The sequence below is a fragment of the Streptomyces bullii genome, assembly GCF_042657145.1.
GTDB lineage: Bacteria > Actinomycetota > Actinomycetes > Streptomycetales > Streptomycetaceae > Streptomyces > Streptomyces bullii.
On the sequence record NZ_JBHSNY010000001.1, the window covers coordinates 100,178 to 126,726 of the forward strand.

The window sequence follows — 26,549 nt, forward strand, 5'->3', positions numbered from 1 at the left end:
GGGCACACCACAGGCCGACGGGCGGGCTGACGTCGTCAGCCCGCCGCGTCCGTACGACTGACGTCCGGATCTCTAACGCTTCGACTTGGCGGCCTTCGGGGTCGCCAGCCGGCTGCCGCTCCAGTCCTTGCCGACGCTGACGCTCTTGGACGCCGTCAGGCCGGCCGTGGTGGCGGCTTCCGAGATGTCGCTCGGCTCCACATACCCCGCACGGCCGGTCTTCGGCGTGAGAAGCAGGATCGCGCCGCCCTCTTCGATGTACGTGGTGGCATCCACCAGCGCATCCGTCAGGTCGCCGTCGTCGTCACGGAACCACAGCACAACGGCGTCGGCCACGTCGTCGTAGTCCTCGTCCACCAGGTCGCCCTCGACGGCTTCCTCGATGGCCTTGCGGAGCTCCTGGTCCACGTCTTCGTCGTAGCCGATCTCCTGGACCACCTGCCCGGGCTGGAACCCCAGCCTGGCGGCAGGGTTCGTCCGCTCCTCCGCGTGGTCCGCGGTCGCGCTCACGGGTTGCCTCCTGATCATGTCTTGGGAATATCTCAGCCACGCGCGTGCGCGAAGCATTGGCCGTAGTCCACACGGGCGGGGCGGATCGCGCAAGTACCCGGCCGTTCAGACCGCCGAAACGGTGACGATCCTGGTGGTCTCACCGCAACTCCATGCACACCATCATGGTCCGAGGTGACACACAACACACCTTTCTGCCCTGTTTGCACGTTTGGGAATCGTCTGTGGGCAACCGCCCCTGGTTACTCCTCAGTAGAGGTGACGTTTTCCGCCCCGAGGTACACGATGGGGAGCGGTGCAGGCACCCCCGAACAGCGGCCCTAGACAGGTGAGGAACAGCGTGGCTTCCGCATCCGATCGCAACCCGATCATCATTGGCGGCCTTCCGAGTCAGGTTCCTGACTTCGATCCCGAAGAGACGCAGGAGTGGCTCGACTCCCTCGACGCCGCCGTCGACGAGCGCGGCCGGGAGCGGGCCCGCTACCTGATGCTGAGGCTGATCGAGCGGGCCCGCGAGAAGCGCGTGGCCGTGCCCGAGATGCGCAGCACGGACTACGTCAACACCATCCCCACCAAGAGCGAGCCGTTCTTCCCGGGCAACGAGGAGATCGAGCGCAAGATCCTCAACGCGACCCGCTGGAACGCCGCCGTAATGGTGTCGCGGGCCCAGCGCCCGGGCATCGGCGTCGGCGGCCACATCGCCACGTTCGCCTCCTCCGCGTCCCTCTACGACGTCGGCTTCAACCACTTCTTCCGCGGCAAGGACGAGGGCGACGGCGGCGACCAGGTCTTCTTCCAGGGCCACGCCTCGCCGGGCATCTACGCCCGCGCCTTCCTGCTGGACCGGCTCGGCGAGCAGCACCTGGACGGCTTCCGCCAGGAGAAGTCGAAGGCGCCGTACGGGCTCTCCAGCTACCCGCACCCGCGCCTGATGCCGGACTTCTGGGAGTTCCCGACGGTGTCGATGGGTCTCGGCCCGATCGGCGCGATCTACCAGGCGCGGATGAACCGCTACATGCACGCGCGCGGGATCGCCGACACCTCCAAGTCGCACGTGTGGGCGTTCCTCGGCGACGGCGAGATGGACGAGCCGGAGTCGCTGGGCCAGCTCACGCTCGCCGCCCGTGAGGGCCTGGACAACCTGACCTTCGTCGTCAACTGCAACCTCCAGCGCCTCGACGGCCCGGTGCGCGGCAACGGCAAGATCATCCAGGAGCTGGAGTCGGTCTTCCGGGGCGCCGGATGGAACGTGATCAAGCTGATCTGGGACCGCACCTGGGACCCGCTGCTCGCGCAGGACCGCGACGGCATCCTGGTCAACAAGATGAACACGACCCCGGACGGGCAGTTCCAGACGTACGCCACCGAGTCCGGCGCGTACATCCGCGAGCACTTCTTCGGTGACGACCACCGGCTGCGCGCGATGGTCGAGCACATGACCGACGACCAGATCCTGCACCTGGGCCGGGGCGGTCACGACCACCGCAAGATCTACGCGGCGTACAAGGCGGCCGTGGAGCACAAGGGCCAGCCGACGGTCATCCTGGCCAAGACGATCAAGGGCTGGACGCTGGGGCCGAACTTCGAGGGCCGCAACGCCACCCACCAGATGAAGAAGCTGACGGTCGACGACCTCAAGCGCTTCCGGGACCGTCTGCACCTGCCGATCTCCGACAAGGAGCTGGAGTCCGGCCTGCCGCCGTACTACCACCCGGGCCGGGACTCGGAGGAGATCCAGTACATGCACGACCGCCGCAAGGGCCTCGGCGGTTACGTCCCCACCCGCGTCGTACGGTCGAAGCCGCTGCCCCTGCCCGACGACAAGACGTACGCGACCGTGAAGAAGGGCTCGGGCCAGCAGTCCATCGCGACGACCATGGCCTTCGTCCGTCTTCTCAAGGACCTCATGCGGGACAAGGAGATCGGCAAGCGGTTCGTGCTGATTGCGCCGGACGAGTACCGCACGTTCGGCATGGACTCGTTCTTCCCGAGCGCGAAGATCTACAACCCGCTGGGCCAGCAGTACGAGGCGGTCGACCGCGATCTGCTGCTCGCCTACAAGGAGGCGCCGAACGGCCAGATGCTGCACGACGGCATCTCGGAGGCCGGCTGCACGGCCTCGCTCATCGCGGCCGGTTCCGCCTACGCCACGCACGGCGAGCCGCTCATCCCGGTCTACGTCTTCTACTCGATGTTCGGCTTCCAGCGCACCGGCGACCAGTTCTGGCAGATGGCCGACCAGCTGGCGCGCGGTTTCGTCCTGGGCGCTACCGCCGGCCGTACGACCCTGACCGGCGAGGGCCTCCAGCACGCCGACGGCCACTCGCAGCTCCTGGCCTCCACCAACCCCGGCTGTGTGGCGTACGACCCGGCGTTCGGCTACGAGATCGCGCACATCGTCAAGGACGGCCTGCGCCGGATGTACGGCGGCTCCGAGGAGCACCCGCACGGCGAGGACGTCTTCTACTACCTGACCGTCTACAACGAGCCGATCCAGCACCCGGCCGAGCCGGAGAACGTGGACGTCGAGGGCATCCTCAAGGGCGTCTACCGCTTCAGCGAGGGCACCGGCGGCGCCGTCCCGGCCCAGATCCTGGCGTCCGGCGTGGCGCTCCCGTGGGCGATCGAGGCCCAGAAGATGCTCGCCGAGGAGTGGAACGTCAAGGCCGACGTCTGGTCGGCGACCTCCTGGAACGAGCTGCGCCGCGAGGCCGTGGCCTGCGAGGAGCACAACCTGCTGCACCCCGAGGAGGAGCAGCGCGTTCCGTACGTGACACGGAAACTGGCCGGCGCGCAAGGGCCGTTCGTGGCCGTGTCTGACTGGATGCGGTCGGTTCCCGACCAGATCGCGCGCTGGGTGCCGGGCACCTACCAGTCCCTCGGCGCCGACGGCTTCGGCTTCGCCGACACGCGGGGCGCGGCCCGCCGCTTCTTCCACATCGACGCGCAGTCGATCGTGGTCGCGGTCCTCACCGAACTCGCCCGCGAGGGCAAGGTGGACCGCTCGGTGCTGAAGCAGGCCATCGACCGGTACCAGCTGCTCGACGTGTCGGCGGCCGACCCGGGCGTCGCGGGCGGCGACGCCTGACGGACGAGGGCTGTCCAGGGGTGGTGCACCCGCGGGTACACCACCCCTTCACGTTTCCTACCATTCGCCCATGAAGCTGCGTTCGCCCCAAGCCCGTTGGGAACAGCACACACAGCGGCCGCTCCTCGGCCTGGCCGTGGCCTTCGCCGTCGCCTACGCCGTGCCGATCGTCCGGCCCGAGGCGAGCCGGGACGTCGTCGAGGTGTGCACGGCGGTGGAGTGGGTCGTGTGGGGCGCGTTCGCGCTCGACTACGTCGTACGGCTCGCCCTGGCGGAGCGGCGCTGGCAGTTCGTACGGACGCACTGGCTCGACCTGGGGGCGGTGCTGCTGCCGCTGCTCCAGCCGATGCGGCTGCTGCGGCTGGTGTCGACGCTGCTGCTGGTCGGGCAGCGGGCGCGGATGGCCTCGCAGATACGGCTCACGACGTATGTCGCCGGGTCGGTGGTCGGGCTGCTGATGTTCGGCTCGCTCGCCGTGCTGTCGGTGGAACGGGACTCACCGGACGGGAACATCAGGACGCTGGGTGACGCGGTGTGGTGGTCGTTCACGACGATGACGACGGTGGGGTACGGGGATCACGCGCCGACGACCGGGCTGGGGCGGATGCTGGCGGTGGGGCTGATGCTGTCCGGGATCGCGCTGCTGGGTGTGGTGACGGCGAACATCGCGGCGTGGTTCATAGCGCGGTTCGAGAAGGACGACGTGGAGGAGCGGCGGCAGACCCAGGCGATACGGGAGCTGACGGAGGAGGTACGGGCGCTGCGGGACGAGGTGGCCGCGCTGAAGGGGCTGAGGGGAACGTCGGCGACATAGCGCACCCGCAGGGTCGCGGCCGGGGCCGGGCGGGTGTGCCACCCCGCGCGGCCGGGGCCGGGCGGGTGTGCCGCCCCGCGCGCGGGGGACCACGGCGCCCACTCGCGGCCCCCGGGGATACCTCCCCGCCCTCGAGGCGCCGGCGGAGGCACGCATGCCCGCCGCTCACGCCAAGCGTCGCCCCGTACGGCTCCGGCGCCTCGCTCCCCCGGGAGGCAGAAAGGGGCCCCCGGGGGAAGCAGAAAGGGGCCCCCGGCCGGTCGCCGGAGGCCCTTCCACTTGCTTCCCCGGGTCAGAACAGCATGCCGTTGCCGGGGGTCGTCGCTCCGGCGAGCCAGATGACTGCCAGGAGCGTGTCTATGGCGCCCAGGACGAGGGCGACCACGGCCGTCACAGGGCGGGAGCCCGCCCAGGTGCGGCCCATGGCGAGCCAGCCGCAGACGATCGCGACGGGGCCGAGGATGATCCCCAGCACGAAGAATCCCGCGATCGCGCAGATGACTCCGATGACTCCGAGCGTCGCGCGATCCGGCCCGGTCCGTGACCACGTCCGGCCACGTGAGCGGGGGTACCTGCGCGTTCCGTGTCCGAAGCTCGCCATCATCAACTCCCTGAACCCCTCAGACAGTTGGATGCGTTACGGGGTTCGGTGCGGCGAGTACCACCCGACACGGCGGCCATTCCTCCCGTTTTCAACGGAAGTAGGCACTACGGTCCGCTGCCTGCGCGCTGCCCCCCTCCAGCAGCGCGCCGCAGCCGGCGTCCCCCATGCCCTGCGGAGGACTTGACCCACTGTGACCTGCGATGCCGCTGGAGGGGAGAGATCAGCGGTCTTGTTCACCCTGATAGGCGAACGAAACCCCGTACCGGGTCAGAGGTGACCCACGCCCGCGCCGGCCTCCGCGTTCGCCCCGCGCTTGGTGAGGAACGCGACGAGCACGGCCACGGCGGCGACCCCCGCCGCGACGAGCGAGGCCAGGCTCATGCCGGAGATGAACGTGTCGTGCGCGACCTCGGTGATCTTCGCGGCGATCGGCTCGGGCGTGCCCTTGGCGACCGGTGCCACACCGACCTGGACGGCCTCGGCGGCCTGGTCCAGCTGGTCCGGCGTGAGCTGCGGAAGCCCGGCGTCCTTCCAGTTGCCGACGAGGTCGCTGTCGACCTTGGACGCCATCACGGCACCCAGCACGGCCGTGCCGAGGCTGCCGCCGATCTGCATCGCCGCCTGCTGGAGGCCGCCGGCGACACCGGACAGCTCCATGGGCGCGTTGCCGACGATGACCTCGGTGGCGCCGACCATGACGGGCGCGAGGCCGAGGCCCAGCAGGGCGAACCAGACGGACATGGTGCCGCTGCCCGTGTCCGTCTCCAGCGTGGACATGCCGTACATGGCGATGGCGGTGAGCGCCATGCCGCCGGCCAGCGGGACGCGGGGACCGAACTTGGTGATCATCGCGCCCGCGAGCGGGGAGCCGACGATCATCATGCCGGTGAGCGGCAGCAGGTGCAGACCCGCGTCGATCGGGCCCATGCCGTGCACGTTCTGGAGGTAGAACGTCACGAAGAACAGGCCGCCCATGAAGGCGATGGCCATCAGGACCATCAGCACGACACCCGCGGAGAGCGGGACCGAGCGGAACAGACCCAGCGGGATCAGCGGCTCCTTCACCTTCGTCTCCCAGAAGGCGAAGAGCGCGAAGCCCACGGCCGACGCGGCGATGAACGCCCACGTCCTGCCGTCGCCCCAGCCCCACTCCGGGGCCTTGATCAGCGCCCACACGAGGCAGAACATGGCGGCCGACAGCAGGGCGATGCCCAGCACGTCGAAGGAGCGCGGGGCGTTCTCGGCACGGTGGTCGAGCAGGATCACGACGCCGAGGACGACGGCGAGGATGCCGACCGGCACGTTGATGAAGAACACCGACTGCCAGTTGACGTGCTCGACGAGGACGCCGCCGAGGATCGGCCCGCCGGCGGTGGAGGCGCCGATGACCATGCCCCAGATGCCGATGGCCATGTTGAGCTTCTCGGCGGGGAAGGTGGCCCGCAGCAGGCCGAGCGCGGCCGGCATGAGCAGCGCGCCGAACAGGCCCTGGAGCACACGGAAGGTGACGACCAGAGCGATGCTGCTGGACAGGCCGATGGCGCCCGAGGCGGCGGCGAAGCCGACGACGCCGATGAGGAAGGTCTGCCGGTGTCCGAAGCGGTCACCGAGCTTGCCCGCGGTGATCAGGGAGACCGCGAGGGCGAGGAAGTAGCCGTTGGTGATCCACTGGACCTCGGCGAAGGTGGCGCCGAGGTCCCTCTGGATGGCCGGGTTGGCGATGGCCACGATGGTGCCGTCGAGGGCCACCATCATGACCCCCACTGCGACGGTTATGAGGGTGAGCCAAGGGTGCCCGCGCAGCCCCTTGGCCGGCGTCGCGTCCGACGGGGCTGCCGGCGCCTCGCCCCCCGACCCCGTCGTGTCGATGGTGGTCTGACTAGTCATGTGTTCGAGGCTAATGACAGCCACTGACAGTTGACAAACCAATTCACAAGTCGGTGACTGACACGACACCACGTATAGCCTGAACTGGGAGAACGGTGCGGAGGAGAGGCCCCTTGAAAACGGCGGACGGCGAGCACAGGGTCCTGGGCCTGCGTGAACGCAAGAAACAGCGCACCCGGGACACCCTGCTGCGGGCCGCCCTCGAACTGTTCACCACGCGCGGGTACGAGGAGACGACCGTCGACGACATCGCCGCGGCCGCCGACGTCTCGCAGCGCACCTTCTTCCGCTACTTCGCCAGCAAGGAGGAGGTCGCGTTCTTCGTGCCACGCCTGGCGGAGTCGCACATCGTGGCCGCCGTGCGCGCCCGCCCGCCCGGCGAGGCGCCGCTGGAAGCGCTGCGCCGGGCCGTGCTGGAGAGCTGGGACACCATCAACGAGGCCGTCGAGCGGATCGTGCCGATCGACCTCCACATGCGGGTCTACCGGGTGATCGAGTCGACGCCCGCCCTGCTCGCCGCGCATCTGCGGCGCTCGGCGGAGCTGGAGGAGCAGCTCGCGGGCATCGTCGCCGAGCGGGAGGGACTGGACGTGGACGCGGATCCGCGCCCGCGGATCCTGGTCGCCTGCTTCGGCGGGGTGATCCGCGTCACGGAGCGGATGTGGTCCGCCGGGGACGACTTCAGCCTCGACGCGATGCGCGCGCTCATGACCGCCTACCTCGACCAGGTGGGCCCGGCCCTCGCGGGGAACTGGCGTACGGATTGAACCCCGAACGCTTCTGACGAAACGTGATCCCAGTCACTTGGTTAACGTGAGACCCTCTCGTTCTCCTAGTGTGTCCTTTCAGTGACTTCCTTCGACACCTCCCCGCAACTGAACGTCTGGCGTGCGCTGCTCGCGCTGGCCGTGGTCTTCGTGATGCTGGCGACCACCGGCTGGACCGCCCTGCGCAACCAGCGGAGCGAGACACCGCTCCAGGCCTCGCTCAGTGCCTGGGAGCACGGCCGGATCGGCGAGCACCGGCTTCCGGACCCGCAGTCGGCCCCCCTCCGCCTGGCCCGCTTCTTCTCCTCCCTCACCGAGGGGCAGCGCGCCTCCCTCGCCCGCCGCTATCCGCTCGCGGTCGGCAACATGAACGGCGCCCCGGTCGACCTGCGCTACCGGGCCAACCGCATCGCGCTCGGCCAGGCGCGCAAGGTCGAGCTGACCCGGAGCCGCGACAGCCGCCTCACCCCGGCCGGGCAGCAGGAGGCGGACCGCCGTATGCGCCGCTTCGAGGTGCTGATGGAACCCGGCCGCCGCATCCTCGCCTTCGACCCGGAGGGGTCGGGCCGGGTCGCGGAGGTGTTCGGCGATCTGCGCGGGGCCGACCGGGTCTCCGTCGTCGTGCCCGGCGTCGACACCGACCTGCTCACCTTCCAGCGCACCTACCGCAAGTACTCGGCGCCCGTCGGCATGGCCGAGTCCCTGTACGCGGCCGAGCGCGCGGCGAGCCCTACGACCCGTACGGCCGTGATCGCCTGGGCCGACTACACGGCACCCAGCGGCCTCGGCATGGACGCGGCCACGGCGATGCGCGCCGAGGTCGGTGCGGTACGGCTCAACGCGATGCTGCGCGGACTGCCCGGCGCCGCGCCGGTCTCGCTGTTCTGCCACAGCTACGGCTCCGTGGTGTGCGGGCTCGCCGCGCGCGCCCTGCCGGGCCGGGTGACGGACATCGCGGTGGCCGGCAGCCCCGGTATGCGCGCCGAGAAGGCCTCGAACCTGCGTACCACCGCCCATGTGTGGGCCATGCGGGACTCCGACGACTGGATCCAGGACGTGCCGTACCTGGAACTGGGCGGGTTCGGCCACGGCGCCGACCCGGTGTCGGCCGGGTTCGGGGCGCGGGTGCTGTCGGCGCGGGGAGCACAGGGTCACAGCGGCTACTTCGTGCCCGGCACGCAGAGCCTGACGAACTTCGCAGAGATCGGTGTAGGCGCGTACCACGCGGTGCACTGCGCGCACGAAGACGACGTCTGCCGGACGGGTTTGTCCGGTACGACGACGGCCGGACGCGCGTAGAGGCGGGAGGGACTGCGGTGTGCGCGGGGATGGGATGAAGGAGCGCGTGCCGCATACGATGAGCCGCATGGGTGACGTACTGGCCGGATTTCATGCCGCCTGGGAGTTCGAGTCCGACTCCGTGCTCATCCGTTACGAACGGGGGATTCGGACACCCAAGTTGTTCCAGGCGCTCGGGGAGCGACGTGTTCCCCTGGAGGCGCTCGCGAGGGTGACGCTGACGCCCGGCAGACGCGGCACCGTCGTCCTGCGCGCCGAACCGCGCCCGGGCGCGGACCCCTTGATGGAGGTGGCGGCGGGGCAGCTGAAGGAGAGCTGCGACCCCTACCGGCTGGTGCTGCCCGCCGAGCGGGAGGTGCTCGCCGAGTACTACGCCGACGAGTTGCGCGGGCGGCTGACCGAGTCCGGGCCCGCCGAGCGTCACCTGGTGGCGGCCCCCGAGGCGCCGCTGCGGTTCAAGGCGTACGACGGCAAGGCGTCCTTCGACGGCACGTCGGTGTCCTTCCGGTGGTTCTGGACCGGGGCGTCGTCGGCGAAGTGGAAGGCGGGCGACCAGACGTTCGCGGTCGCCGACCTCAGCGGGGTGGAGTGGCGGTCCCCCGAGGTGTTCGAGGGGCATCTGCGGTTGCTGCGGCGTGATGCGGACGCGCCGGGTGTGCAGCCGGACCAGGATCCGGCCGCTGTCGTGTTCGGGCTGGGATACGGGCCGGTGCACGAGTCCTTGCCGTTCGCGGCGGCGGTGTCGGCGGCGGTCCGGGACCGCGGGCCCGTGGCCGCCGTCCCGGCCGCGGCGCCCCGCCGCGACCCCGCCGACATCGCCGAGCGCATCCGTCATCTCGGGGAGTTGCATCAGGCCGGGCTGGTGACGGATGAGGAGTTCTCGGTGAAGAAGGCGGAGTTGCTGGCGGAGCTCTAGCGCCTGCCGGGTTCCCGTCGTCGGCGGGTGCGGGTCGGCGTCGGACGCTCGCGCCGTTCCCCGCGCCCCTGAGGAACCTTCACTCGCGGCCCGCGGAAGCGAACCGCATGTCCGCGTAGCGGTCGCCCGCGACCTGGTCCGCGATCGGGTCCAGCAGGGCCAGTTCCTCTTCGGTGAGCACGATCCGAGTCGCGCCCACGTTCTCCTCCACCCGGGTCGGCCTGCGGGTGCCCGGGATCGGGACGACCGGGAGGCCGTGGACCGATGCCTGCTGCTGGACCCACGCCAGGGCGATCTGGCCGAGGGAGGCGCCGTGGGCCTCGGCGACGGCACGGACGGGTTCCAGCAGGGCCGCGTTGGCGGCCGCGTTGTCGCCGGTGAAGCGGGGCTGCTGGCGGCGGAAGTCGTCGGCCGTGAGGTCCGTCTCGGCGTTGACGAAGGACCCCGTCAGGAAGCCTCGGCCGAGCGGGGAGTACGGGACGAGCGTCACGCCCAGTTCGCGGGCCGCGGGCACGACCCTGGGCTCGATGTCCCGGCTGAACAGCGACCACTCCGACTGCACGGCGGCGATCGGGTGGACGGCGTGCGCGGCCCGCAGTTCGCCGGCGGTGACCTCGCTCAGGCCCAGTTGCTTGACCTTGCCCTCGCGGACCAGCTCGGCCATGGTGCCGACGGTCTCCTCGATCGGCACGTTCACATCGCGCCGGTGCATGTAGTAGAGGTCGATCACGTCGACGTCGAGCCGCTTCAGGCTGGCCTCGACGGCCTGGCGGATGTAGGGCGGGTCGTTGCGCACGACGCGGCGCGTCGGGTCGTCCGGCGGGATCGACAGGGCGAACTTGGTCGCGATGACGACCTCGTCGCGGTGCGCCTTGAAGAAGGGGGAGAGGAACCGCTCGTTCTCGCCCGCGCCGTACGCGTCCGCCGTGTCGTACAACGTGACGCCCAACTCCAGCGCCCGCTCCAGGGTGGCCCGGGAGGCGTCCGCGTCCACAGGCCCGTAGGCGAAGCTCATGCCCATGCAGCCGAGGCCCTGGATGCCCACTTCCGGGCCGTCGCCGCCCAGCTTCACCGTCGGTATCTTGCCGTCCGTCATCGGGACCTCTCCGACGCCAGGGCGCGCCCGGCGTCCGCGTAGAAATTGATCTTCCGGTCGAGCACGGCCAGCGTGCCCTGGAGTTCGGTGATCCTGGCCAGCACGTCCTCCCGGGTCGCCTTCAGCAGCTCGAATCGCTCGTTGTAGGTGTGGTCGCCCTCGCGCACCAGTTCCGCGTAGCGGACCATGTCCGCGACCGGCATGCCGGTCAGGCGGAGCTTGCCGACGAGGTCCAGCCAGTCCAGGTCGCGGTTGGTGTAGCGTCGCTGGCCGGTGTGGGAGCGGTCGATGTGCGGCATCAGCCCGATGCGCTCGTACCAGCGCAGGGTGTGCGCCGTCAGGCCGGTGAGGGCGGCGACCTCGCTGATCGTGTACTTGTCCTCGCCGTCCGGGCGCCGGTTCTGCGGCCGCGGACCGGCGCAGGTGTCGGTACTGGTACTCGTCGTGGTCTCGGTCTCCATCACCGTCATGGCCTCAACGCTAGGACCTTGGAGCGCACTCCAAGCAAGCGTCGGCGGTAAGAAATCGGCAGGACGCGTCCTGATCCGGCTGGTCGGCGCATGGGTCAACGGGGCGCCGGGCAGGTGGCGCTGACCGCATCCGCGATCCCAGCAGGGCCGAGCCGCCGTACCCGTGGCTCGGCCTCACCCGGGACCGGGACCCCTCGATGCGCCTGCGCCGGGGAGCGGCTTAGGCTCGCAGCATGTCCTTGAAGAGCCTCACGTTGATCGAGAACTGGCCGGTTCCCACCGCCGCGGTGGGCGTCGTACGGGCGGACGGCACCGTCCTGGGCGCCCACGGGCCGGTCGACCGGCGTTTTCCGCTGGCCTCGGTCACCAAGCCGCTCGCGGCGTACGCGGTGCTCGTCGCGTACGAGGAGGGGGCGGTCGAGCTCGACGAGCCGGCCGGGCCGCAGGGCGCGACCGTACGGCACCTGCTCGCGCACACCTCGGGGCTCGCCTTCGACGAGCACAAGGTGACGGCCCCGCCCGGTGAGCGACGGCTGTACTCCAACGCAGGGTTCGAGCAGCTGGCGGATCACCTCGCGAAGGCGACCGACATCCCCTTCGCGGAGTACCTGCGGCAGGCGGTGCTCGAGCCGCTGGGCATGACGGGGACGGCCCTGGAGGGCTCGCCGGCCAAGGACGGGGTGTCCACGGTGGAGGACCTGCTGCGTTTCGCGGCCGAGGTGCAGGCCCCCCGCCTGCTGGACCCGCGGACCGTCGCCGAGGCGATGACCGTGCAGTACCCGGGCACGAAGGGCGTCCTGCCCGGCTACGGGCACCAGAACCCGAACGACTGGGGGCTGGGCTTCGAGATCCGCGACGCCAAAGCGCCGCACTGGACGGGGTCCTCGTCCTCACCGCGCACGTTCGGGCATTTCGGGCAGTCCGGTACGTTCCTGTGGATCGACCCGGAGGCCGGTGCCGCGTGTGCGGCGCTGACGGACCGGGCGTTCGGGCCGTGGGCGATCGAGGCGTGGCCGGCGTTCACGGACGCGGTGCTGGCGGAGATCCGTTAGTCGGCCGACATCTCCCACATCAGCAGTTCCGCTCCCGAACCCGCCGCGACCGCCTCCAGGTCCTCGGCGCCCGTGATCCGGGCCGCGTCCGCGGGGCCCAACTCCTCGCCGCCCAGGCGCACCTGGCCCCGTAGGACGTGCAGGTACACGTACGCCGCGTCCGGCACCGCCGTCCGCTGCCCCGCGGACAGGCGGCGTACGTGCAGCATCGCGCCCGCCTCGGGGAGCGCGTACGGCGTGGAATCGGCGATGCCGTGGACGACCTCGTAGAAGGGGTCGCCGCCGGGGTCGCGGGGGGCCAGCCACATCTGGAGGAAGGTCAGGGGGGTCGGGCCGTCGTTGCGTTCGACGTGCCGGACGCCCGCCGCCGCGCTGAGGCGCTGCACGTCGCCGGGGCGGACCACGCTCTCGTGACCCGTGGAGTCGCGATGGGTCAGTTCGCCCTCGACGACCCAGGTCACGATCTCGGTGTGGCTGTGGGCGTGCTCGTCGAAACCGGCGCCGGGGGCCAGGTGCTCCTCGTTGCAGGCGATCACCGCGCCGAAGCGAAGGTTGTCGGGGTCGTAGTGGGGGCCGAAGGAGAAGGCGTGCCAGGTCTCGATTCCGGCCGCCGGTTCGCCGCCCCGGTAGCGCTCGTCCGCGCGCCGTACGTCCATCACGAGCACCACCGTAGACCCGCGACGGACCCGCCGAGGACCTCACCTCCCCGAACCCTCCGCTCCGCGCGAGCAGGGGGTACCCACCCCGGCAGCGCACCCTCCCGTCCAGATAAGGCAGTCTTGTCCCCGTGCCCGAACCCGAAGCCAGCAAGAACGAAGCCGCAGCCCACGGCGACCACCCGCACGCCGCGACGCTGAAGCGGCTGGAGAAGTCCTCCGGATCCCTGGCCGCGCAGGCCATCGCGCGGATGGACGAGACGCTGCCCTGGTACCGGGCCATGCCTCCGGAGAACCGTTCCTGGATCGGGCTGGTCGCGCAGGCCGGTATCGCCGCCTTCACCGAGTGGTTCCGGCACCCGGACGCCCCGCAGGCCATCTCCACCGATGTCTTCGGCACCGCGCCGCGCGAGCTGACCCGGGCCATCACCCTGCGCCAGACCGTGGAGATGGTGCGGACCACGATCGAGGTCATGGAGTCCGCGATCGACGAGGTCGCGGCACCCGGCGACGAGTCCGTGCTGCGCGAGGCGCTGCTCGTGTACGCCCGCGAGATCGCCTTCGCCACCGCCCAGGTGTACGCCCAGGCCGCCGAGGCACGCGGTGCCTGGGACGCGCGGCTGGAGTCCCTCGTGGTGAACGCCGTGCTCAGCGGGGAAGCCGACGAGGGCGCCGTGTCCCGGGCAGCCGCCCTCGGGTGGAACTCGCCGGAGCACGTGTGCGTGGTGCTCGGGACCGCGCCCGACGGCGACTCGGAGCTGACCGTGGATGCCATCCGGCGCGCCGCCCGGCACGCCAAGCTCCAGGTGCTGACCGGGGTGCTCGGGGACCGGCTCGTCGTCATCGCGGGCGGCAGCGACAACCCGCTGGCCGTCGCCAAGTCGCTGATCGGACCGTTTGCGGCGGGGCCGGTCGTGGCGGGCCCGATCGTGCCGGACCTGCTGGCCGCGACCCGGTCCGCGCAGGCCGCCGCGGCCGGTCTGAAGGCGTGTTCTGCCTGGCAGGACGCCCCGCGTCCGGTCCTGGCGGACGACCTGCTTCCGGAGCGGGCGATCGCCGGCGACCCCTCGGCCCGTGAGCAGCTGGTGGAGGAGATCTACAGACCGCTGGAGGAGGCCGGCGCCGCCCTCCTGGAGACGCTGAGCGTCTACCTGGAACAGGCCAGCAGTCTGGAAGGCGCCGCCCGGATGCTGTTCGTTCACCCCAACACCGTGCGCTACCGGCTCCGACGTGTGACTGACGTCACCGGCTGGTCGCCCTCCGATGTACGCTCGGCCTTCACACTGCGGATCGCGCTGATCCTGGGGCGTCTGGCCGATGGAGATCTGCAGCCCTAGGGTTTTGTCGGGGCTCCACAAAACCCCTTCCTGTTCTTCGTCCTTGTCCCCACGGGCGGCCGTGGCCGTCCCCAAGAGAGAGTGTGAGAGTGCTCGTACTCGTCGCTCCCGGCCAGGGCGCCCAGACGCCCGGCTTCCTGACTGAATGGCTCGAACTGCCCGGTGCCGCCGACCGCGTCGCCGCCTGGTCGGACGCCATCGGCCTCGACCTCGTCCACTACGGCACGCAGGCCGACGCGGACGCGATCCGCGACACGGCCGTGGCCCAGCCGCTGCTCGTGGCGGCCGGGATCCTCTCCGCCTCGGCACTCGGTGACATGACCGACATCGCGCCGGGCGCGGTCGCGGGGCACAGCGTCGGTGAGATCACCGCCGCGGCGTTCGCCGGGGTTCTCGACGACACCGCCGCGCTGAGCCTCGTACGCAAGCGGGGGCTGGCCATGGCAGAGGCCGCCGCGATCACCGAGACCGGGATGGCCGCGCTGCTCGGCGGCGACCCCGAGGTGACCGTGCCGCACCTGGAGAAGCTGGGCCTGACCCCGGCGAACATCAACGGCGCGGGCCAGATCGTGGCGGCCGGCACCACGCAGCAGATCGCCGCGCTGGAGGCCGACAAGCCCGAGGGCGTGCGCAAGGTCGTCAAGCTCCAGGTCGCCGGCGCCTTCCACACGCACCACATGGCCCCCGCGGTCGACGCGCTGGCGAAGGCCGCCGAGGACCTGGCGCCCGCCGACCCGAAGGTCACGTACGTCTCCAACAAGGACGGCCGGGCCGTCGCCACCGGCGCCGAGGTGCTCGAGCGCCTGGTCGGGCAGGTCGCCAACCCGGTCCGCTGGGACCTGTGCATGGAGACCTTCAAGGAGCTCGGCGTCACCGCACTGCTGGAGGTCTGCCCGGGCGGCACGCTCACCGGGCTCGCCAAGCGCGCCCTGCCCGGCGTGAAGACGCTGGCCCTGAAGACACCCGCCGACCTCGACGCGGCTCGCGAGCTCATCGCCGAGCACAGCGCCTCCTAGGAGCCCACATGGCGAAGATCAAGCCCAGCAAGGGCGCCCCGTACGCGCGCATCCTCGGTGTGGGCGGCTACCGCCCCACCCGGGTCGTGCCGAACGAGGTGATCCTGGAGCGGATCGACTCGTCCGACGAGTGGATCCGCTCGCGCTCCGGCATCGAGACCCGGCACTGGGCGTCGCCGGAGGAGACCGTCGCGGCGATGTCGATCGAAGCCTCGGGCAAGGCGATCGCGGACGCCGGGATCGACGCGGAGCAGATCGGCGCCGTGGTCGTCTCGACGGTCTCGCACTTCAGCCAGACCCCGGCCATCGCCACCGAGATCGCCGACAAGCTGGGCACGAACAAGGCCGCCGCCTTCGACATCTCCGCGGGCTGCGCGGGCTTCGGCTACGGGCTGACCCTCGCCAAGGGCCTGATCGTCGAGGGTTCCGCCGAGTACGTCCTCGTCATCGGCGTGGAGCGGCTCTCCGACCTGACCGACCTGGAGGACCGGGCCACGGCCTTCCTGTTCGGCGACGGCGCCGGCGCGGTCGTGGTCGGCCCGTCCCAGGAGCCCGCGATCGGCCCGACGGTCTGGGGCTCGGAGGGCGACAAGGCCGAGACCATCAAGCAGACCGTGCCGTGGGACCGCTACCGCATCGGCGATCTCGCGGAACTGCCCCTCGACGCCGAGGGCAACGTCAAGTTCCCTGCGATCACGCAGGAGGGCCAGGCGGTGTTCCGCTGGGCCGTGTTCGAGATGGCGAAGGTCGCCCAGCAGGCGCTGGACGCGGCCGGGATCACCCCGGACGACCTGGACGTCTTCATCCCGCACCAGGCCAACGTGCGGATCATCGACTCGATGGTGAAGACCCTGAAACTGCCGGAGCACGTCACGGTCGCCCGTGACATCCGCACCACCGGCAACACCTCGGCCGCCTCGATCCCGCTCGCGATGGAGCGGCTCCTGGCGACCGGCGAGGCGAAGAGCGGCGACACCGCGCTCGTCATCGGCTTCGGGGCGGGTCTCGTCTACGCCGCGACTGTCGTTACCCTCCCCTAGGCACTCCGTGCCGGATCATGCGGTCCGGCACGGGACAGCAAACACCTGCCGCTGACGCGGCGGGCCGCAAACCCTCTGAATATCTACGAAGGAGCGCCGACATGGCCGCCACTCAGGAAGAGATCGTCGCCGGTCTCGCGGAGATCGTGAACGAGATCGCCGGCATCCCGGTCGAGGACGTCCAGCTGGACAAGTCCTTCACCGACGACCTGGACGTCGACTCGCTGTCCATGGTCGAGGTCGTCGTCGCTGCCGAGGAGCGCTTCGACGTCAAGATCCCGGACGAGGACGTCAAGAACCTCAAGACGGTCGGCGACGCGACCGACTACATCCTCAAGCACCAGGCCTAAAGGCCCTGCCTGGGCCGTGTCCCGGCCCCGCCACCCGGCGGTGGCGCCGCTGATCCTCGTATCCGTTGGAGAAAGAATTCCCGTGAGCTCGACCAATCGCACCGTGGTCGTCACCGGTATCGGCGCAACCACACCGCTGGGTGGCGACGCAGCCTCTACCTGGGAGGGCCTGGTCGCCGGACGTTCCGGCGTCAAGCCCCTGGAGCAGGACTGGGCCGCCGAGCAGGCGGTCCGCATCGCGGCCTCGGTCGCCGTGGAGCCGACCGAGGTCATCCCGCGGCCGCAGGCCCGACGCCTGGACCGCTCGGCGCAGTTCGCGCTGATCGCGGCCCAGGAGGCGTGGAAGGACGCCGGTTTCGAGGCCAAGGCCGGTGAGGGCGCCGACGTCGATCCCGACCGGCTCGGCGCGGTCATCGCCTCCGGCATCGGTGGCGTGACGACGCTGCTGGACCAGTACGACGTGCTGAAGGAGAAGGGCGTCCGCCGCGTCTCCCCGCACACCGTTCCCATGCTGATGCCGAACAGCCCGTCGGCGAACGTGGGTCTGGCCGTGGGCGCCCGCGCCGGTGTGCACACCCCGGTCTCCGCCTGCGCGTCGGGCGCCGAGGCCATCGGCTACGCCATCGAGATGATCCGCACCGGACGCGCCGACATCGTCGTCGCCGGCGGCACGGAGGCGGCGATCCACCCGCTGCCCATCGCCGCGTTCGGCAACATGATGGCGATGTCCAAGAACAACGACGACCCGCAGGGCGCCTCGCGTCCCTACGACGTCGCCCGCGACGGCTTCGTCCTCGGCGAGGGCGCCGGCGTGATCGTCCTGGAGTCCGCCGAGCATGCGGCCAAGCGCGGTGCGCGGGTGTACGCCGAGGCGGTCGGCCAGGGCATCTCCGCCGACAGCCACGACATCGTGCAGCCGGAGCCGGAGGGTCGCGGCATCTCGCACGCGCTGCAGAACCTGCTGGAGCGCACCGGCCTGGACCCGGCGGAGATCGTGCACGTCAACGCGCACGCGACGTCGACGCCGGCCGGTGACATCGCCGAGCTGAAGGCGCTGCGGAAGGTGTTCGGTGACGACACCGACCACATCGCGGTGTCCGCGACCAAGTCGATGACCGGGCATCTGCTGGGTGGTGCCGGTGGGGTCGAGTCGGTGGCGACGGTGCTCGCGCTGTACCACCGGGTGGCGCCGCCGACCATCAACATCGAGAACATCGACCCCGAGGCCGAGGCGAACGCGGACGTCGTCCGCGGGGAGGCGCGCAAGCTGCCGGTCGAGGGCCGCATCGCCGCCCTCAACGACTCCTTCGGGTTCGGTGGGCACAACGTGGTGCTGGCGTTCCGGACCGTGTGATCTCTGAACGTCGTTCGGCCCGGATTCCGCAAGGAGTTCGGGCCGTCGTCGTTGTGGGGTCCGTGACGCGCCGGGTGCTGCTCGTCCGTGGCTGGTCGCGCGGTTCCCCGCGCCCCGGGAGGGCGTTGTCGGGCAGGTGTCAGACGACCTGGTGGAGCCAGCGGACGGGGGCGCCCTCGCCGGCGTAGCGGAACGGTTCCAGTTCGTCGTCCCAGGGCTTGCCCAGGAGCTTGGAGATGTCCGCCTCCAAATCCGTCTCGCCCTTCTGGGCGCGGAGCAGGGCGGCGCGCAGGCGGTCCTCGGGGATGAGGATGTCGCCGTGGATGCCGGTGACGGCGTGGAAGATGCCGAGCTCGGGGGTGCAGCTGTAGCGCTCGCCCTCGGCGGTGGCGCAGGGCTCGGCGGTGACCTCGAAGCGGAGCAGGTGCCAGCCTCTCAGCGCCGAGGCCAGCTTGGACGCCGTGCCCGCCTCGCCCTGCCAGGAGAACTCCGAGCGCCAGGTGCCCGGTGCGGCGGGCTGCCGGATCCAGTCCAGGCTGACGCGCGTGCCGAGCACCCCGGCGATGGCCCACTCGACGTGCGGGCACAGCGCGCGCGGCGCGGAGTGCACGTACAGAACTCCACGTGTCGTCACCGGAACCTCCGGGCAGAGCGGGACATCTTGGAAACGGGCGGAACGGCCGTGGCCGGGCGGGCCACGCTGATGGCGAGGCTACCGTGCGGCGGCGCAAGGAGTGTGACGTACCGTCGGTCCCACTGCCGGGAAACGCCTGCCATTCACCCAGGGGGACGCTTGTACGGGTGTGAGCCGTTGCACCTGGCCCGGCGGGAACCCTCGTGCGTTGTTATTGGTTGGGGACAGTGGACGGCGAGGCGAGGGGATGGACCGGGGCATGCCGAAACGAAGCCGCCGTTTGCAGGGCGTTCTCGCCGTGGCGACCGCGGCCGTCCTGGGCGTCGCCGGGTGTGACGCCGTCGGTGGCGACTCCCCCGCACCCTCCCGCACCGAGGGCAGGCAGGGCAGGCCGTCGCCGAAGCCCACGCCCGTGTGGGACACCACCCCCGCGTCGATCGCGGCGGTCGGCGACTCCATCACCCGCGGTTTCGACGCCTGCTCGGTCCTGGCGGACTGCCCGGAGGCGTCCTGGGCGACCGGCAGCAGCAAGGAGGTCGACAGTCTCGCGGTACGGCTGCTGGGGCGGGCCGGGGCGGCGAAGCGGAGCTGGAACCTCGCCGTGTCGGGGGCGCGGATGGCGGACCTGCCCGGCCAGATGGCCCGGGCGGTGGCGCACAGGCCCGCGCTGGTGACGGTGATGGTGGGGGCGAACGACGCCTGCCGGCCGACGACGTCGGCCATGACGCCGGTCGCCGGCTTCCGCGCCGACTTCCAGGACGCCCTGCGCGCGCTGCGTGCCGCCCTGCCGAAGACGCAGGTGTACGTGGCGAGTGTGCCGAACCTGAAGCGGCTGTGGTCGCAGGGCCGTACCAACCCGCTGGGCAAGCAGGTGTGGGAGCTCGGCATCTGCCCGTCGATGCTGGGCGACGCGGACGCCCTGGACGCGGCGGCGACGCTGCGGCGGGACACGGTGCAGAAGCGGGTGGAGGACTACAACGAGGTGCTGAAGGAGGTCTGCGCCAAGGACGAGCGGTGCCGTTACGACGGCGGCGCGGTGTACGACTACCGCTTCGGCCCGGAGCAACTGAGTCACTGGGACTGGTTCCACCCCAGCGTGAACGGCCAGGCGCGGCTGGCGGAGATCGCGTACCGGACGGTCACGGCGAAAACCCGCTGACCTAGAGTTCCGCGCATGAACGAACTTTTCGGCACACTTTCCGACGGCACCCCCGTCCACCGCTGGACATTGCGACGGGCGGGCGTACGGGTGCGGATCCTGTCGTACGGCGGGATCGTGCAGTCCGTCGAGGTGCCGGACCGCGACGGTCGTGCGGGGAACGTGGTGCTGGGGTTCGCGGATCTCGGCGGTTATCTCGCGCACCCGGAGCCCTATCTCGGCGCTCTGATAGGCCGCTACGCCAACCGGATCGCCCAGGGCCGTTTCATGCTGGACGGGCGGTCGTACACGCTCGCGCGCAACAACGGGCCGAACGCGCTGCACGGCGGCGAGCGCGGCTTCGACCAGCGGGTGTGGGACGTGCGTCCGGTCGAGCACGGAGTGCGTCTGACGCGGATCAGCCCGGACGGCGAGGAGGGGTTCCCCGGGCGGCTCGAGGTCGCGGTGACGTACACGCTGGACGCGACGGGCGCGCTGCACATCGCGTACGAGGCGGTGACGGACGCGCCGACGGTGGTGAACCTGACGAGCCACGGCTACTTCGACCTCGCCGGTTCAGGGAACGCGGGCGGCCACGAACTGCGCGTCGCCGCCTCCCGATACGCGCCGGTCGACGCCGACCTGATCCCGACCGGAGCCCTGGAGGACGTCTCGGGCACCCGCTTCGACTTCCGTGCGCGGCGCGCGGCCGGTTCCGGCTACGACCACACCTTCGTCCTCGACAAGGGCGTGACGCAGACGCCCGTGGAGGTCGCCGAGCTGTACGACCCGGCGTCCGGGCGGCTCCTGACGGTGGCGACCACGGAGCCGGGGATGCAGGTGTACACGGCGGACCACCTGGGCGAGCCCTTCGCACCCGGGGCCGGGATCGCACTGGAGACCCAGCACTTCCCCGACTCCCCGAACCGGCCCGGGTTCCCCAGCACCGTCCTGCGGCCGGGCGAGGTGTTCCGGTCGGAGACGGTGTACGGGTTCTCGGCGCGCTGACGGCGGAGGTGAGCCCCGGTCCGGGGTCAGGTGCCGGACCGGGGCTGCTCGGGGGGCTTCTCCCGGATCAGACGTTAATCCTCGCGGTCAGCGCGCGGCCGGTGATCGAGCGGCCCGCCCGGATCTCGTACGAACCCTTCACAAACGGTCACGAGTTGGTCATCTCGTCCCGGATGTCGAAGGCGCGGCGCGGCGAGCGGTCCGCGGGTGCGGTGCGTGGGACGTCACTCGGCCGCCGCCACCCCGGCGCCGAGAGCGACGAAGAGGCACCCGGTGATCCGGTCCCAGCGGCGACGCCGGTCCGGACGGCCCAGCACGGACCGCAGGCGGGCGGCGAGCGGTACCAGGGCCAGCCAGTAGCCGACGCCTATGACGATGTGAGCAGTCGGGGCCGGGCACGAGGTAGGCGAGCAGGACCACCCCCAGGAACCCCACAAGATCCGGCACCACCGCGCCCTCCTCCCGCGTCCGGCCGCCGGAGGCACCGTGCGGTTGCGGGTGCCACGCGAGCGGTGGGTCATGCGGGAATGGGGCATGCGGGCCTGGTGCAGGCGGTGCGGCGCCCGTACGCCGCCACTAGCGAGCCGGTACGGCCGCCACGACCTCCACCTCGACCAGGGCCTCCGGGCGGAAGAGCCGCGTGGCCTCGAAGGTCATGCTGGTGGGCGGGGTCCTGGTGAGGAACTGCCGCCGCACGGTGCCGTACTCCTCCAGCCGGGAGATGTCGGTGAGGTACGTACGGATGTTGACGACGTCGGCCAGGGTCGCGCCCTGCGCCTTCAGCAGGGCGGCGATGGTCTCGAAGACGCCGCGGGTCTGTTCGGCGAGGGTGGCGCCCTCGGCGATCTGCCCGGAGAGGAACAACAGGGCGCTGCCGTCGGCCTGTTCGACGCGGGCGACCTGGGAGTAGTAGGGGCTGAGCGGCTGGGGTGCGGAAGCGGGGTTGTCCAGGGTGACGCGCATGGCTGTCCTCCAGCGGTGTTCAGGCGGTCCGCACGGCGGTGGCGGCCCGTGCGATGTCGGCGTGGGCGAGGGCCGGGTCGGCGGCGGCCCGGCGGTAGTGCTGCGACGCGGCTTCCAGGGCGGGCAGCCGGGCCGCCCGCGTGGCCAGGTCGAGGTCCTTGACCGCGAGGGTGGTGCCGAAGTGGACGTCCTCGGCGGCGGCGCGGGCGAGCGCTCCGCCGAGCGGGCTGTGTGCCAGCGCGGTGCGGGCGGTGTCGTCGTCGAGGCCGAGCGCGTCGGCCAGGCGCAGCGCCTCGGCGACGACGGCGACGCCGCCGAGCACGGCCGCGTTGACGACGAGTTTGAGGGCGGCGCCGGAGCCGAGCGGTCCGGTGCGGGTGACCTCGCCGAGGTGGGCCAGGACATGGGCGACACCGGTCGTGTCACCGCCCGCCAGGATGCCGAGCCGGCCGGCGGCGGCCCGGTCGGTGCTGCCCGTGACCGGCGCGTCCACGAGCCGCACGCCGTCCTTCAGCCGGGCGGCCAACTCCGCGACGGCGTCCGGCCCGACCGTGGACATCTCCAGCCAGGACGTGCCGGGCCGCAGCACGGGCGCCACGGCGTCGGCGACCGCGCCGAGCGCCTCGGGCCCGGCGAGCATCGTGATCACCACGTCGGCGTCGCGCGCCGCCTCGGCCGGGGATGCGGCCCGCACGGCGCCCTCGGCGGCCAGGGGCTCGGCCTTGACCGCCGTGCGGTTCCAGACGGTCAGCGGATGTCCTGCGGCCAGGAGGCGGCGGGCCATGGGCGCGCCCATGTGCCCGAGGCCCAGGAAGGCGATCTTCTCCATGCCGACGACGCTACGGGCGCCCTGACGATGCGACAAGCGAATGTCTAGCATGGCAGCCATGTCCAAACAGCATGCGTTAGCAGCGGACGACGGCCTCCCCGAGCTCTCCACCGTCTGGCTGCGGGTCTTCCTCGAGGTCGCCCGGCACGGCTCGTTCACGGTCGCCGCCCGGACGCTGGGCTGGACCCAGTCGGCGGTGTCGCGGCAGATCTCCTCGCTGGAGACCGCGCTCGGCGGCGGACCGCTCTTCGACCGGCTGCCGCGCGGGGTGCGACTGACGGAGGCCGGGCGGGTCCTCGTACCGCACGCCGAGGCGGCCGCCGCCGCGCTGCACGGTGTCCGGCGCGAGCTGGCCGCGCTGCGCGAGGCGGTCGGCGGACGCCTCCGGTTCGGCGCCTTCGCCACCGCCGACGCGGCGCTGGTGCCGCAGACCCTGGCCGCCTTCCGGGCCCGTCACCCGCACGTCCACGTCACCCGCGAGGAGGGGCTCACCCCGGCCCTGCTGGACCGCCTGACCGCCGGGCACCTGGACCTCGCGGTCGTCTCCACCACGGGCCGCGCCCCGCTGGAGACGTACACCCTGCACCACCTCCTCGACGAGTCCCTGTACGTCGCCGTCCCCGCCGACCACCCCGCGACGGGACACCAAGGACCCGTCGAGCTCGGCGAGTTCGCCGACGCCGACTGGATCTCGGGAAGCCCCCGCCCCGAGGGCACCCTGCTCGACGCGGCGCTGCGCCAGGGCTTCCGGCCGCGCGTCGCGCACGTCGTCGGCGAGTGGACCGCCAAACAGGGGTACGTCGCCGCGGGCCTCGGCGTCACGTTGGTCCCGGCCCTCGCCGCCGGTTCCGTGCGCCCCGACGTCGCGTTGCTGCGCGTGCTCGACGCGGGCGCCCCGGCCCGGGCCGTGTACGCCGCGGCGGTACGGGGACGCTCACTCCCACCGGCCGCCGCGGCCTTCCTCGACGCACTGCGGGAGGCGGCCGCGGCGATCCCGTGAGGCGTGCGGCGTGGCGTTCGGTCCTTGCGTCGCGTGATACTGCGGCTCGTTGCGCGTGTCCACGACGGAAGGCAGAACTCCCTTGAATTCGCTACGCGTTCGGATCGGCGTTCTCGGTCTGGCCCTGCTGGCCGGTCTCGCCTCACCGGCGGCCGCGACCGCCGCCGAGACGGCCCCCTCCCCCACCGTCGAGGAGCGGCGCCTCGACAGAGCCGTGCCTCAGGAGATCCTGCGCCGCTCCGGGTTCGACACGGTGGCGCCGCGCCTGGCCCGCGCCCTGGAGACGGCGCGTTCCCACGCCGAGGCCCGCCGGGTCGTCGTACGCGAGGGGTCGGCGCTGTGGCGGCGGGCCGTCGAGCGGGCACAGGGGCGCGGACCGGCGGGCGGTGACCTGAGCCGGGACGACGACCGGCCGCTGTACTGGGCGCGGCTCGCGATGACGAAGCACCTGCGTACCTGGGAGCCGGGGTTCGGGCTGAGTGACGCGGAACGGGCCGAACTGACAGCCGACCTGGAGCGCACCTCGCGGGGCCAGACCGACATCCGCCCTCCGCAGGGCAGGGGAGTGAAGCGAATCCTGGTGACCGGGTTCGACCCGTTCACCCTGGACCGGGACATCCGGATCTCCAACCCGTCCGGCGCCACCGCGCTCGCCCTCGACGGCACGGTGATCGAGACGGCCGGCGGCCCGGCCCGCGTGGAGACGGCCGTGTTCCCGGTGCGCTGGCAGGACTTCGCGGACGGCACCGTGGAGCGGACGCTGCGGCCCCACCTGCCGAAGGTGGACCTGTTCGCGACCGTGAGCCAGGGGCGGGTCGGCCGGTTCGACATCGAACGGACCAACGGGGCCTGGCGGGGCGGTTTCGCCGACAACGAGAACATCGGCCGGACCGGGACGATCCCGGTCGCCGACCCGGCCTCGCAGCCGCAGTGGACGACGACCACCCTGCCGTACCGGGAGATCGTCGCGGCGAGCACCGGCCGCTTCCCCGTGTACGACAACACCGCGGTGACCGAGATACCGGCGGGCGGCACCGAGCCCGTGGTACGCCCGGACGGACCGACGCCCGGCTCGACGGCCCGTCAGGGCGGCGGCGGGGACTACCTGTCCAACGAGATCGCCTACCGGGCGACGCTCCTGCGGGACCGGCTGGGGCTGCACGACAGGCTGCCGGGCGGGCATGTGCACACGCCGGTGCTGCAGTTCGGCGCCGGCAACACCAGCGAGGTCACCGACGCGGAGTTCGTGCGCAACCGGCTGGACATCATCGCCCAGGTGCGGTCGATCGTGGCGGTCGCGGCCGGTGCTAGTGCGACGGAGCGAACGCGAGGCTGACGCCGAGGCCGGCCAGTACGGAGCCGATGAGCTTGTTGAGGACCTTCTGGCCGCGCAGCATCAGCGTCCGCATGCGGTCCTGCGAGAAGAACACGGCGACGACGGCGAACCACAGCAGGTGGGCCAGCGACATGAACAGCCCGTAGCCCACCTGCTGCGGCACCGGCGTGCCGGGGCCGACGACCTGCGCGAAGGTCGAGACGACGAACAGGGTCGTCTTCGGGTTGAGGACGTTGGTCAGGAAACCGGCGCGCAGGGCCGCGAACGGGGTGAGGTCCGCCCCGCCCTCCAGGTCGACCTTCACCTCGCCGCGGGCACGGAAGGTGCGGACGCCGATGTAGACCAGGTAGGCGGCGCCGGCCAGCTTGACGACGGTGAACAGGAACGTGGACGACGCGATCAGCAGGCCGACGCCGAGCATCGTGTACGTCACGTGCACCAGGACGCCGGCGGCGACACCGACCGCGCCGAGCAGGCCGGTGCGGCGGCCGTGGAGGTAGCTGTTGCGGACGATCATCGCGAAGTCGGCGCCGGGGGCGACGACGGCCAGGACGGTGATGACGGCGACGGCGAGCATCTCGGTCACCGGGCGGCCTGCTGCCCTTCGGGCGTGGCGGCGTCCTCGCCGGCGCTCTCCTCACCGAGCAGATCGCGTGCCATGAGGGTGGCGCCCGCGACCACGCCCGGCATCAGGAACACCGCCACGAACGGGACCAGGAAGGCCAGGCTCAGGGGGGTGCCGAAGCCCCAGACCAGGGTCTTGCGGGAGCGGAGCAGGGCGAGGCGGTCGCGCAGGTCGACGCCGCGGCGCTGGAGGGCGACGGCGGTGAGTTCCTCGGTGAGGAAGAAGCCGGTGACGACGAAGCCGATCACCGGGACGACCGTCTGACCGACGACCGGGATGAAACCGAGGGCGAACAGCAGCACGCCCCAGACGGCGGCCCTAGCGACGATCCGGAGGCTGTCGCGGGCCGAGATCCACAGCTCTTGATAGAGCGGCAGGTCCGACTCGGGCGCGGTGCCGTCCGGGGAGACGTCCCGATCGACCTGCTCGGAGAGGCTCTCGTAGAACGGCTGCCCGATGAGCAGGGTGACCGCGGTGAACGTCAGGACGGCCAGGAGCAGGCAGAGGGCGAACAGCACGGCGGTGAGGAAGCCGCGGAACAGGCCGATCCAGGGGCTCGACCAGTCGTCGGCGAACGGGGTCGCCCAGGCGACGAGGTCCGTGCCCCACAGCGCCAGCGCGACGAGCGCCGCCGCGTACAGGACGAGGGTGATCAGGCCCGGCAGCAGCCCGAAGCCGTACTGCTTGCCGTGCCGGGCCACCCATCGCTGGCCCTTCAGGAGATAGCTGAATCCCGCCCCAAGATCTCGCATGGGCAAAC

The 26,549-nt window shown here is 71.4% G+C and carries 26 protein-coding genes; 15 read left to right on the top strand and 11 right to left on the bottom strand.

What is annotated here, in order from left to right; all coding sequences use genetic code 11:
• Positions 1 to 72: 72 nt before the first annotated feature.
• The gene (locus ACFPZJ_RS00510) at positions 73 to 510 is read right to left on the bottom strand and encodes a DUF3052 domain-containing protein (protein ID WP_381015617.1); all 438 of its coding nucleotides are present in this window, start codon (positions 508 to 510) and stop codon (positions 73 to 75) included.
• 340 nt (positions 511 to 850) lie between these two features.
• Here ACFPZJ_RS00510 and aceE point away from each other — a divergent pair, with 340 nt between their 5' ends.
• Both aceE and ACFPZJ_RS00520 read left to right on the top strand, forming a co-directional pair.
• Positions 851 to 3,598 (top strand): pyruvate dehydrogenase (acetyl-transferring), homodimeric type, encoded by a 2,748-nt coding sequence (gene aceE / locus ACFPZJ_RS00515; protein ID WP_381015620.1) that lies wholly within the window; start codon positions 851 to 853, stop codon positions 3,596 to 3,598.
• A gap of 70 nt (positions 3,599 to 3,668) precedes the next feature.
• Entirely contained in the window at positions 3,669 to 4,412 is a 744-nt protein-coding gene (locus tag ACFPZJ_RS00520) for a potassium channel family protein (protein WP_381015623.1), read from the top strand.
• A gap of 292 nt (positions 4,413 to 4,704) precedes the next feature.
• Here ACFPZJ_RS00520 and ACFPZJ_RS00525 read toward each other — a convergent pair whose 3' ends face one another.
• Positions 4,705 to 5,016, bottom strand: coding sequence for a small hydrophobic protein (locus tag ACFPZJ_RS00525; protein WP_381015625.1), 312 nt, complete (start codon positions 5,014 to 5,016; stop codon positions 4,705 to 4,707).
• Positions 5,017 to 5,283: 267 nt separating this feature from the next.
• A complete protein-coding gene (locus ACFPZJ_RS00530) occupies positions 5,284 to 6,903 on the bottom strand; it encodes an MFS transporter (RefSeq protein ID WP_381015628.1) in 1,620 nt (539 codons plus the stop codon).
• Positions 6,904 to 7,016: 113 nt separating this feature from the next.
• Here ACFPZJ_RS00530 and ACFPZJ_RS00535 point away from each other — a divergent pair, with 113 nt between their 5' ends.
• From ACFPZJ_RS00535 to ACFPZJ_RS00545, 3 genes are all read left to right on the top strand, one after another.
• Positions 7,017 to 7,670, top strand: coding sequence for a TetR family transcriptional regulator (locus tag ACFPZJ_RS00535; protein WP_381015631.1), 654 nt, complete (start codon positions 7,017 to 7,019; stop codon positions 7,668 to 7,670).
• A gap of 81 nt (positions 7,671 to 7,751) precedes the next feature.
• The gene (locus ACFPZJ_RS00540) at positions 7,752 to 8,969 is read left to right on the top strand and encodes an alpha/beta hydrolase (RefSeq protein WP_381015634.1); all 1,218 of its coding nucleotides are present in this window, start codon (positions 7,752 to 7,754) and stop codon (positions 8,967 to 8,969) included.
• 67 nt (positions 8,970 to 9,036) lie between these two features.
• On the top strand, positions 9,037 to 9,885 hold the full coding sequence (locus ACFPZJ_RS00545) for a DUF4429 domain-containing protein (RefSeq protein ID WP_381015637.1): 849 nt from the start codon (positions 9,037 to 9,039) through the stop codon (positions 9,883 to 9,885).
• A 79-nt stretch (positions 9,886 to 9,964) separates the two neighbouring features.
• Here the strand turns inward: ACFPZJ_RS00545 and ACFPZJ_RS00550 are convergent, their stop codons facing one another.
• Positions 9,965 to 10,981: an aldo/keto reductase gene (locus tag ACFPZJ_RS00550; RefSeq protein WP_381015640.1), complete on the bottom strand. Its 1,017-nt coding sequence runs from the start codon at positions 10,979 to 10,981 to the stop codon at positions 9,965 to 9,967.
• Complete coding sequence (locus tag ACFPZJ_RS00555) at positions 10,978 to 11,451, bottom strand: MerR family transcriptional regulator (protein ID WP_381015643.1); 474 nt, start codon at positions 11,449 to 11,451, stop codon at positions 10,978 to 10,980. The genes ACFPZJ_RS00550 and ACFPZJ_RS00555 overlap by 4 nt, the downstream gene beginning before the upstream one ends.
• A 233-nt stretch (positions 11,452 to 11,684) precedes the next feature.
• On the opposite strand from ACFPZJ_RS00555, the gene ACFPZJ_RS00560 reads away from it, so the two are divergent.
• Positions 11,685 to 12,503, top strand: a complete 819-nt coding sequence (locus tag ACFPZJ_RS00560) for a serine hydrolase domain-containing protein (protein ID WP_381015646.1) — start codon at positions 11,685 to 11,687, stop codon at positions 12,501 to 12,503.
• Here ACFPZJ_RS00560 and ACFPZJ_RS00565 read toward each other — a convergent pair.
• A complete protein-coding gene (locus ACFPZJ_RS00565) occupies positions 12,500 to 13,159 on the bottom strand; it encodes a pirin family protein (protein ID WP_381017256.1) in 660 nt (219 codons plus the stop codon). The two genes, ACFPZJ_RS00560 and ACFPZJ_RS00565, sit on opposite strands and share 4 nt — an antisense overlap.
• A gap of 131 nt (positions 13,160 to 13,290) precedes the next feature.
• Between ACFPZJ_RS00565 and fasR the strand changes: the two genes are divergently transcribed.
• The 5 genes from fasR (at position 13,291) to fabF (ending at position 18,256) form a co-directional block, all read left to right on the top strand.
• A complete protein-coding gene (gene fasR, locus ACFPZJ_RS00570; protein WP_381015649.1) occupies positions 13,291 to 14,496 on the top strand; it encodes a fatty acid biosynthesis transcriptional regulator FasR in 1,206 nt (401 codons plus the stop codon).
• A gap of 89 nt (positions 14,497 to 14,585) precedes the next feature.
• A complete protein-coding gene (locus tag ACFPZJ_RS00575; protein ID WP_381015651.1) occupies positions 14,586 to 15,512 on the top strand; it encodes an ACP S-malonyltransferase in 927 nt (308 codons plus the stop codon).
• An 8-nt stretch (positions 15,513 to 15,520) separates the two neighbouring features.
• Positions 15,521 to 16,552: a ketoacyl-ACP synthase III gene (locus ACFPZJ_RS00580; RefSeq protein ID WP_381015655.1), complete on the top strand. Its 1,032-nt coding sequence runs from the start codon at positions 15,521 to 15,523 to the stop codon at positions 16,550 to 16,552.
• Between the two features lie 101 nt (positions 16,553 to 16,653).
• Positions 16,654 to 16,902, top strand: coding sequence for an acyl carrier protein (locus ACFPZJ_RS00585; RefSeq protein ID WP_030341284.1), 249 nt, complete (start codon positions 16,654 to 16,656; stop codon positions 16,900 to 16,902).
• Between the two features lie 82 nt (positions 16,903 to 16,984).
• The gene (fabF, locus tag ACFPZJ_RS00590) at positions 16,985 to 18,256 is read left to right on the top strand and encodes a beta-ketoacyl-ACP synthase II (RefSeq protein ID WP_381015658.1); all 1,272 of its coding nucleotides are present in this window, start codon (positions 16,985 to 16,987) and stop codon (positions 18,254 to 18,256) included.
• Positions 18,257 to 18,395: 139 nt separating this feature from the next.
• Here fabF and ACFPZJ_RS00595 read toward each other — a convergent pair whose 3' ends face one another.
• On the bottom strand, positions 18,396 to 18,890 hold the full coding sequence (locus tag ACFPZJ_RS00595) for a DUF3145 domain-containing protein (RefSeq protein ID WP_381015661.1): 495 nt from the start codon (positions 18,888 to 18,890) through the stop codon (positions 18,396 to 18,398).
• A gap of 259 nt (positions 18,891 to 19,149) precedes the next feature.
• On the opposite strand from ACFPZJ_RS00595, the gene ACFPZJ_RS00600 reads away from it, so the two are divergent.
• Both ACFPZJ_RS00600 and ACFPZJ_RS00605 read left to right on the top strand, forming a co-directional pair.
• Positions 19,150 to 20,049, top strand: coding sequence for an SGNH/GDSL hydrolase family protein (locus ACFPZJ_RS00600; RefSeq protein ID WP_381015664.1), 900 nt, complete (start codon positions 19,150 to 19,152; stop codon positions 20,047 to 20,049).
• Between the two features lie 15 nt (positions 20,050 to 20,064).
• Positions 20,065 to 21,036: an aldose epimerase family protein gene (locus tag ACFPZJ_RS00605; protein WP_381015666.1), complete on the top strand. Its 972-nt coding sequence runs from the start codon at positions 20,065 to 20,067 to the stop codon at positions 21,034 to 21,036.
• Positions 21,037 to 21,612: 576 nt separating this feature from the next.
• Here ACFPZJ_RS00605 and ACFPZJ_RS00610 read toward each other — a convergent pair.
• Together ACFPZJ_RS00610 and ACFPZJ_RS00615 are read right to left on the bottom strand one after the other, a co-directional pair.
• A complete protein-coding gene (locus tag ACFPZJ_RS00610) occupies positions 21,613 to 21,999 on the bottom strand; it encodes a RidA family protein (protein WP_381015669.1) in 387 nt (128 codons plus the stop codon).
• A gap of 19 nt (positions 22,000 to 22,018) precedes the next feature.
• On the bottom strand, positions 22,019 to 22,828 hold the full coding sequence (locus ACFPZJ_RS00615) for an NAD(P)-dependent oxidoreductase (RefSeq protein WP_381015671.1): 810 nt from the start codon (positions 22,826 to 22,828) through the stop codon (positions 22,019 to 22,021).
• Positions 22,829 to 22,886: 58 nt separating this feature from the next.
• Here ACFPZJ_RS00615 and ACFPZJ_RS00620 point away from each other — a divergent pair, with 58 nt between their 5' ends.
• On the top strand, positions 22,887 to 23,828 hold the full coding sequence (locus ACFPZJ_RS00620; protein WP_381015674.1) for a LysR family transcriptional regulator: 942 nt from the start codon (positions 22,887 to 22,889) through the stop codon (positions 23,826 to 23,828).
• An 82-nt stretch (positions 23,829 to 23,910) separates the two neighbouring features.
• A complete protein-coding gene (locus tag ACFPZJ_RS00625; RefSeq protein WP_381015677.1) occupies positions 23,911 to 25,164 on the top strand; it encodes a pyroglutamyl-peptidase I in 1,254 nt (417 codons plus the stop codon).
• Here ACFPZJ_RS00625 and ACFPZJ_RS00630 read toward each other — a convergent pair.
• Together ACFPZJ_RS00630 and ACFPZJ_RS00635 are read right to left on the bottom strand one after the other, a co-directional pair.
• Positions 25,136 to 25,750 carry a LysE family transporter gene (locus tag ACFPZJ_RS00630; protein ID WP_381015680.1) on the bottom strand — a complete coding sequence of 205 codons (615 nt, stop codon included), beginning with the start codon at positions 25,748 to 25,750 and terminating at the stop codon, positions 25,136 to 25,138. The two genes, ACFPZJ_RS00625 and ACFPZJ_RS00630, sit on opposite strands and share 29 nt — an antisense overlap.
• Positions 25,747 to 26,541 (bottom strand): EI24 domain-containing protein, encoded by a 795-nt coding sequence (locus ACFPZJ_RS00635; protein WP_381015683.1) that lies wholly within the window; start codon positions 26,539 to 26,541, stop codon positions 25,747 to 25,749. The genes ACFPZJ_RS00630 and ACFPZJ_RS00635 overlap by 4 nt, the downstream gene beginning before the upstream one ends.
• Between the last annotated feature and the right edge of the window lie 8 nt (positions 26,542 to 26,549).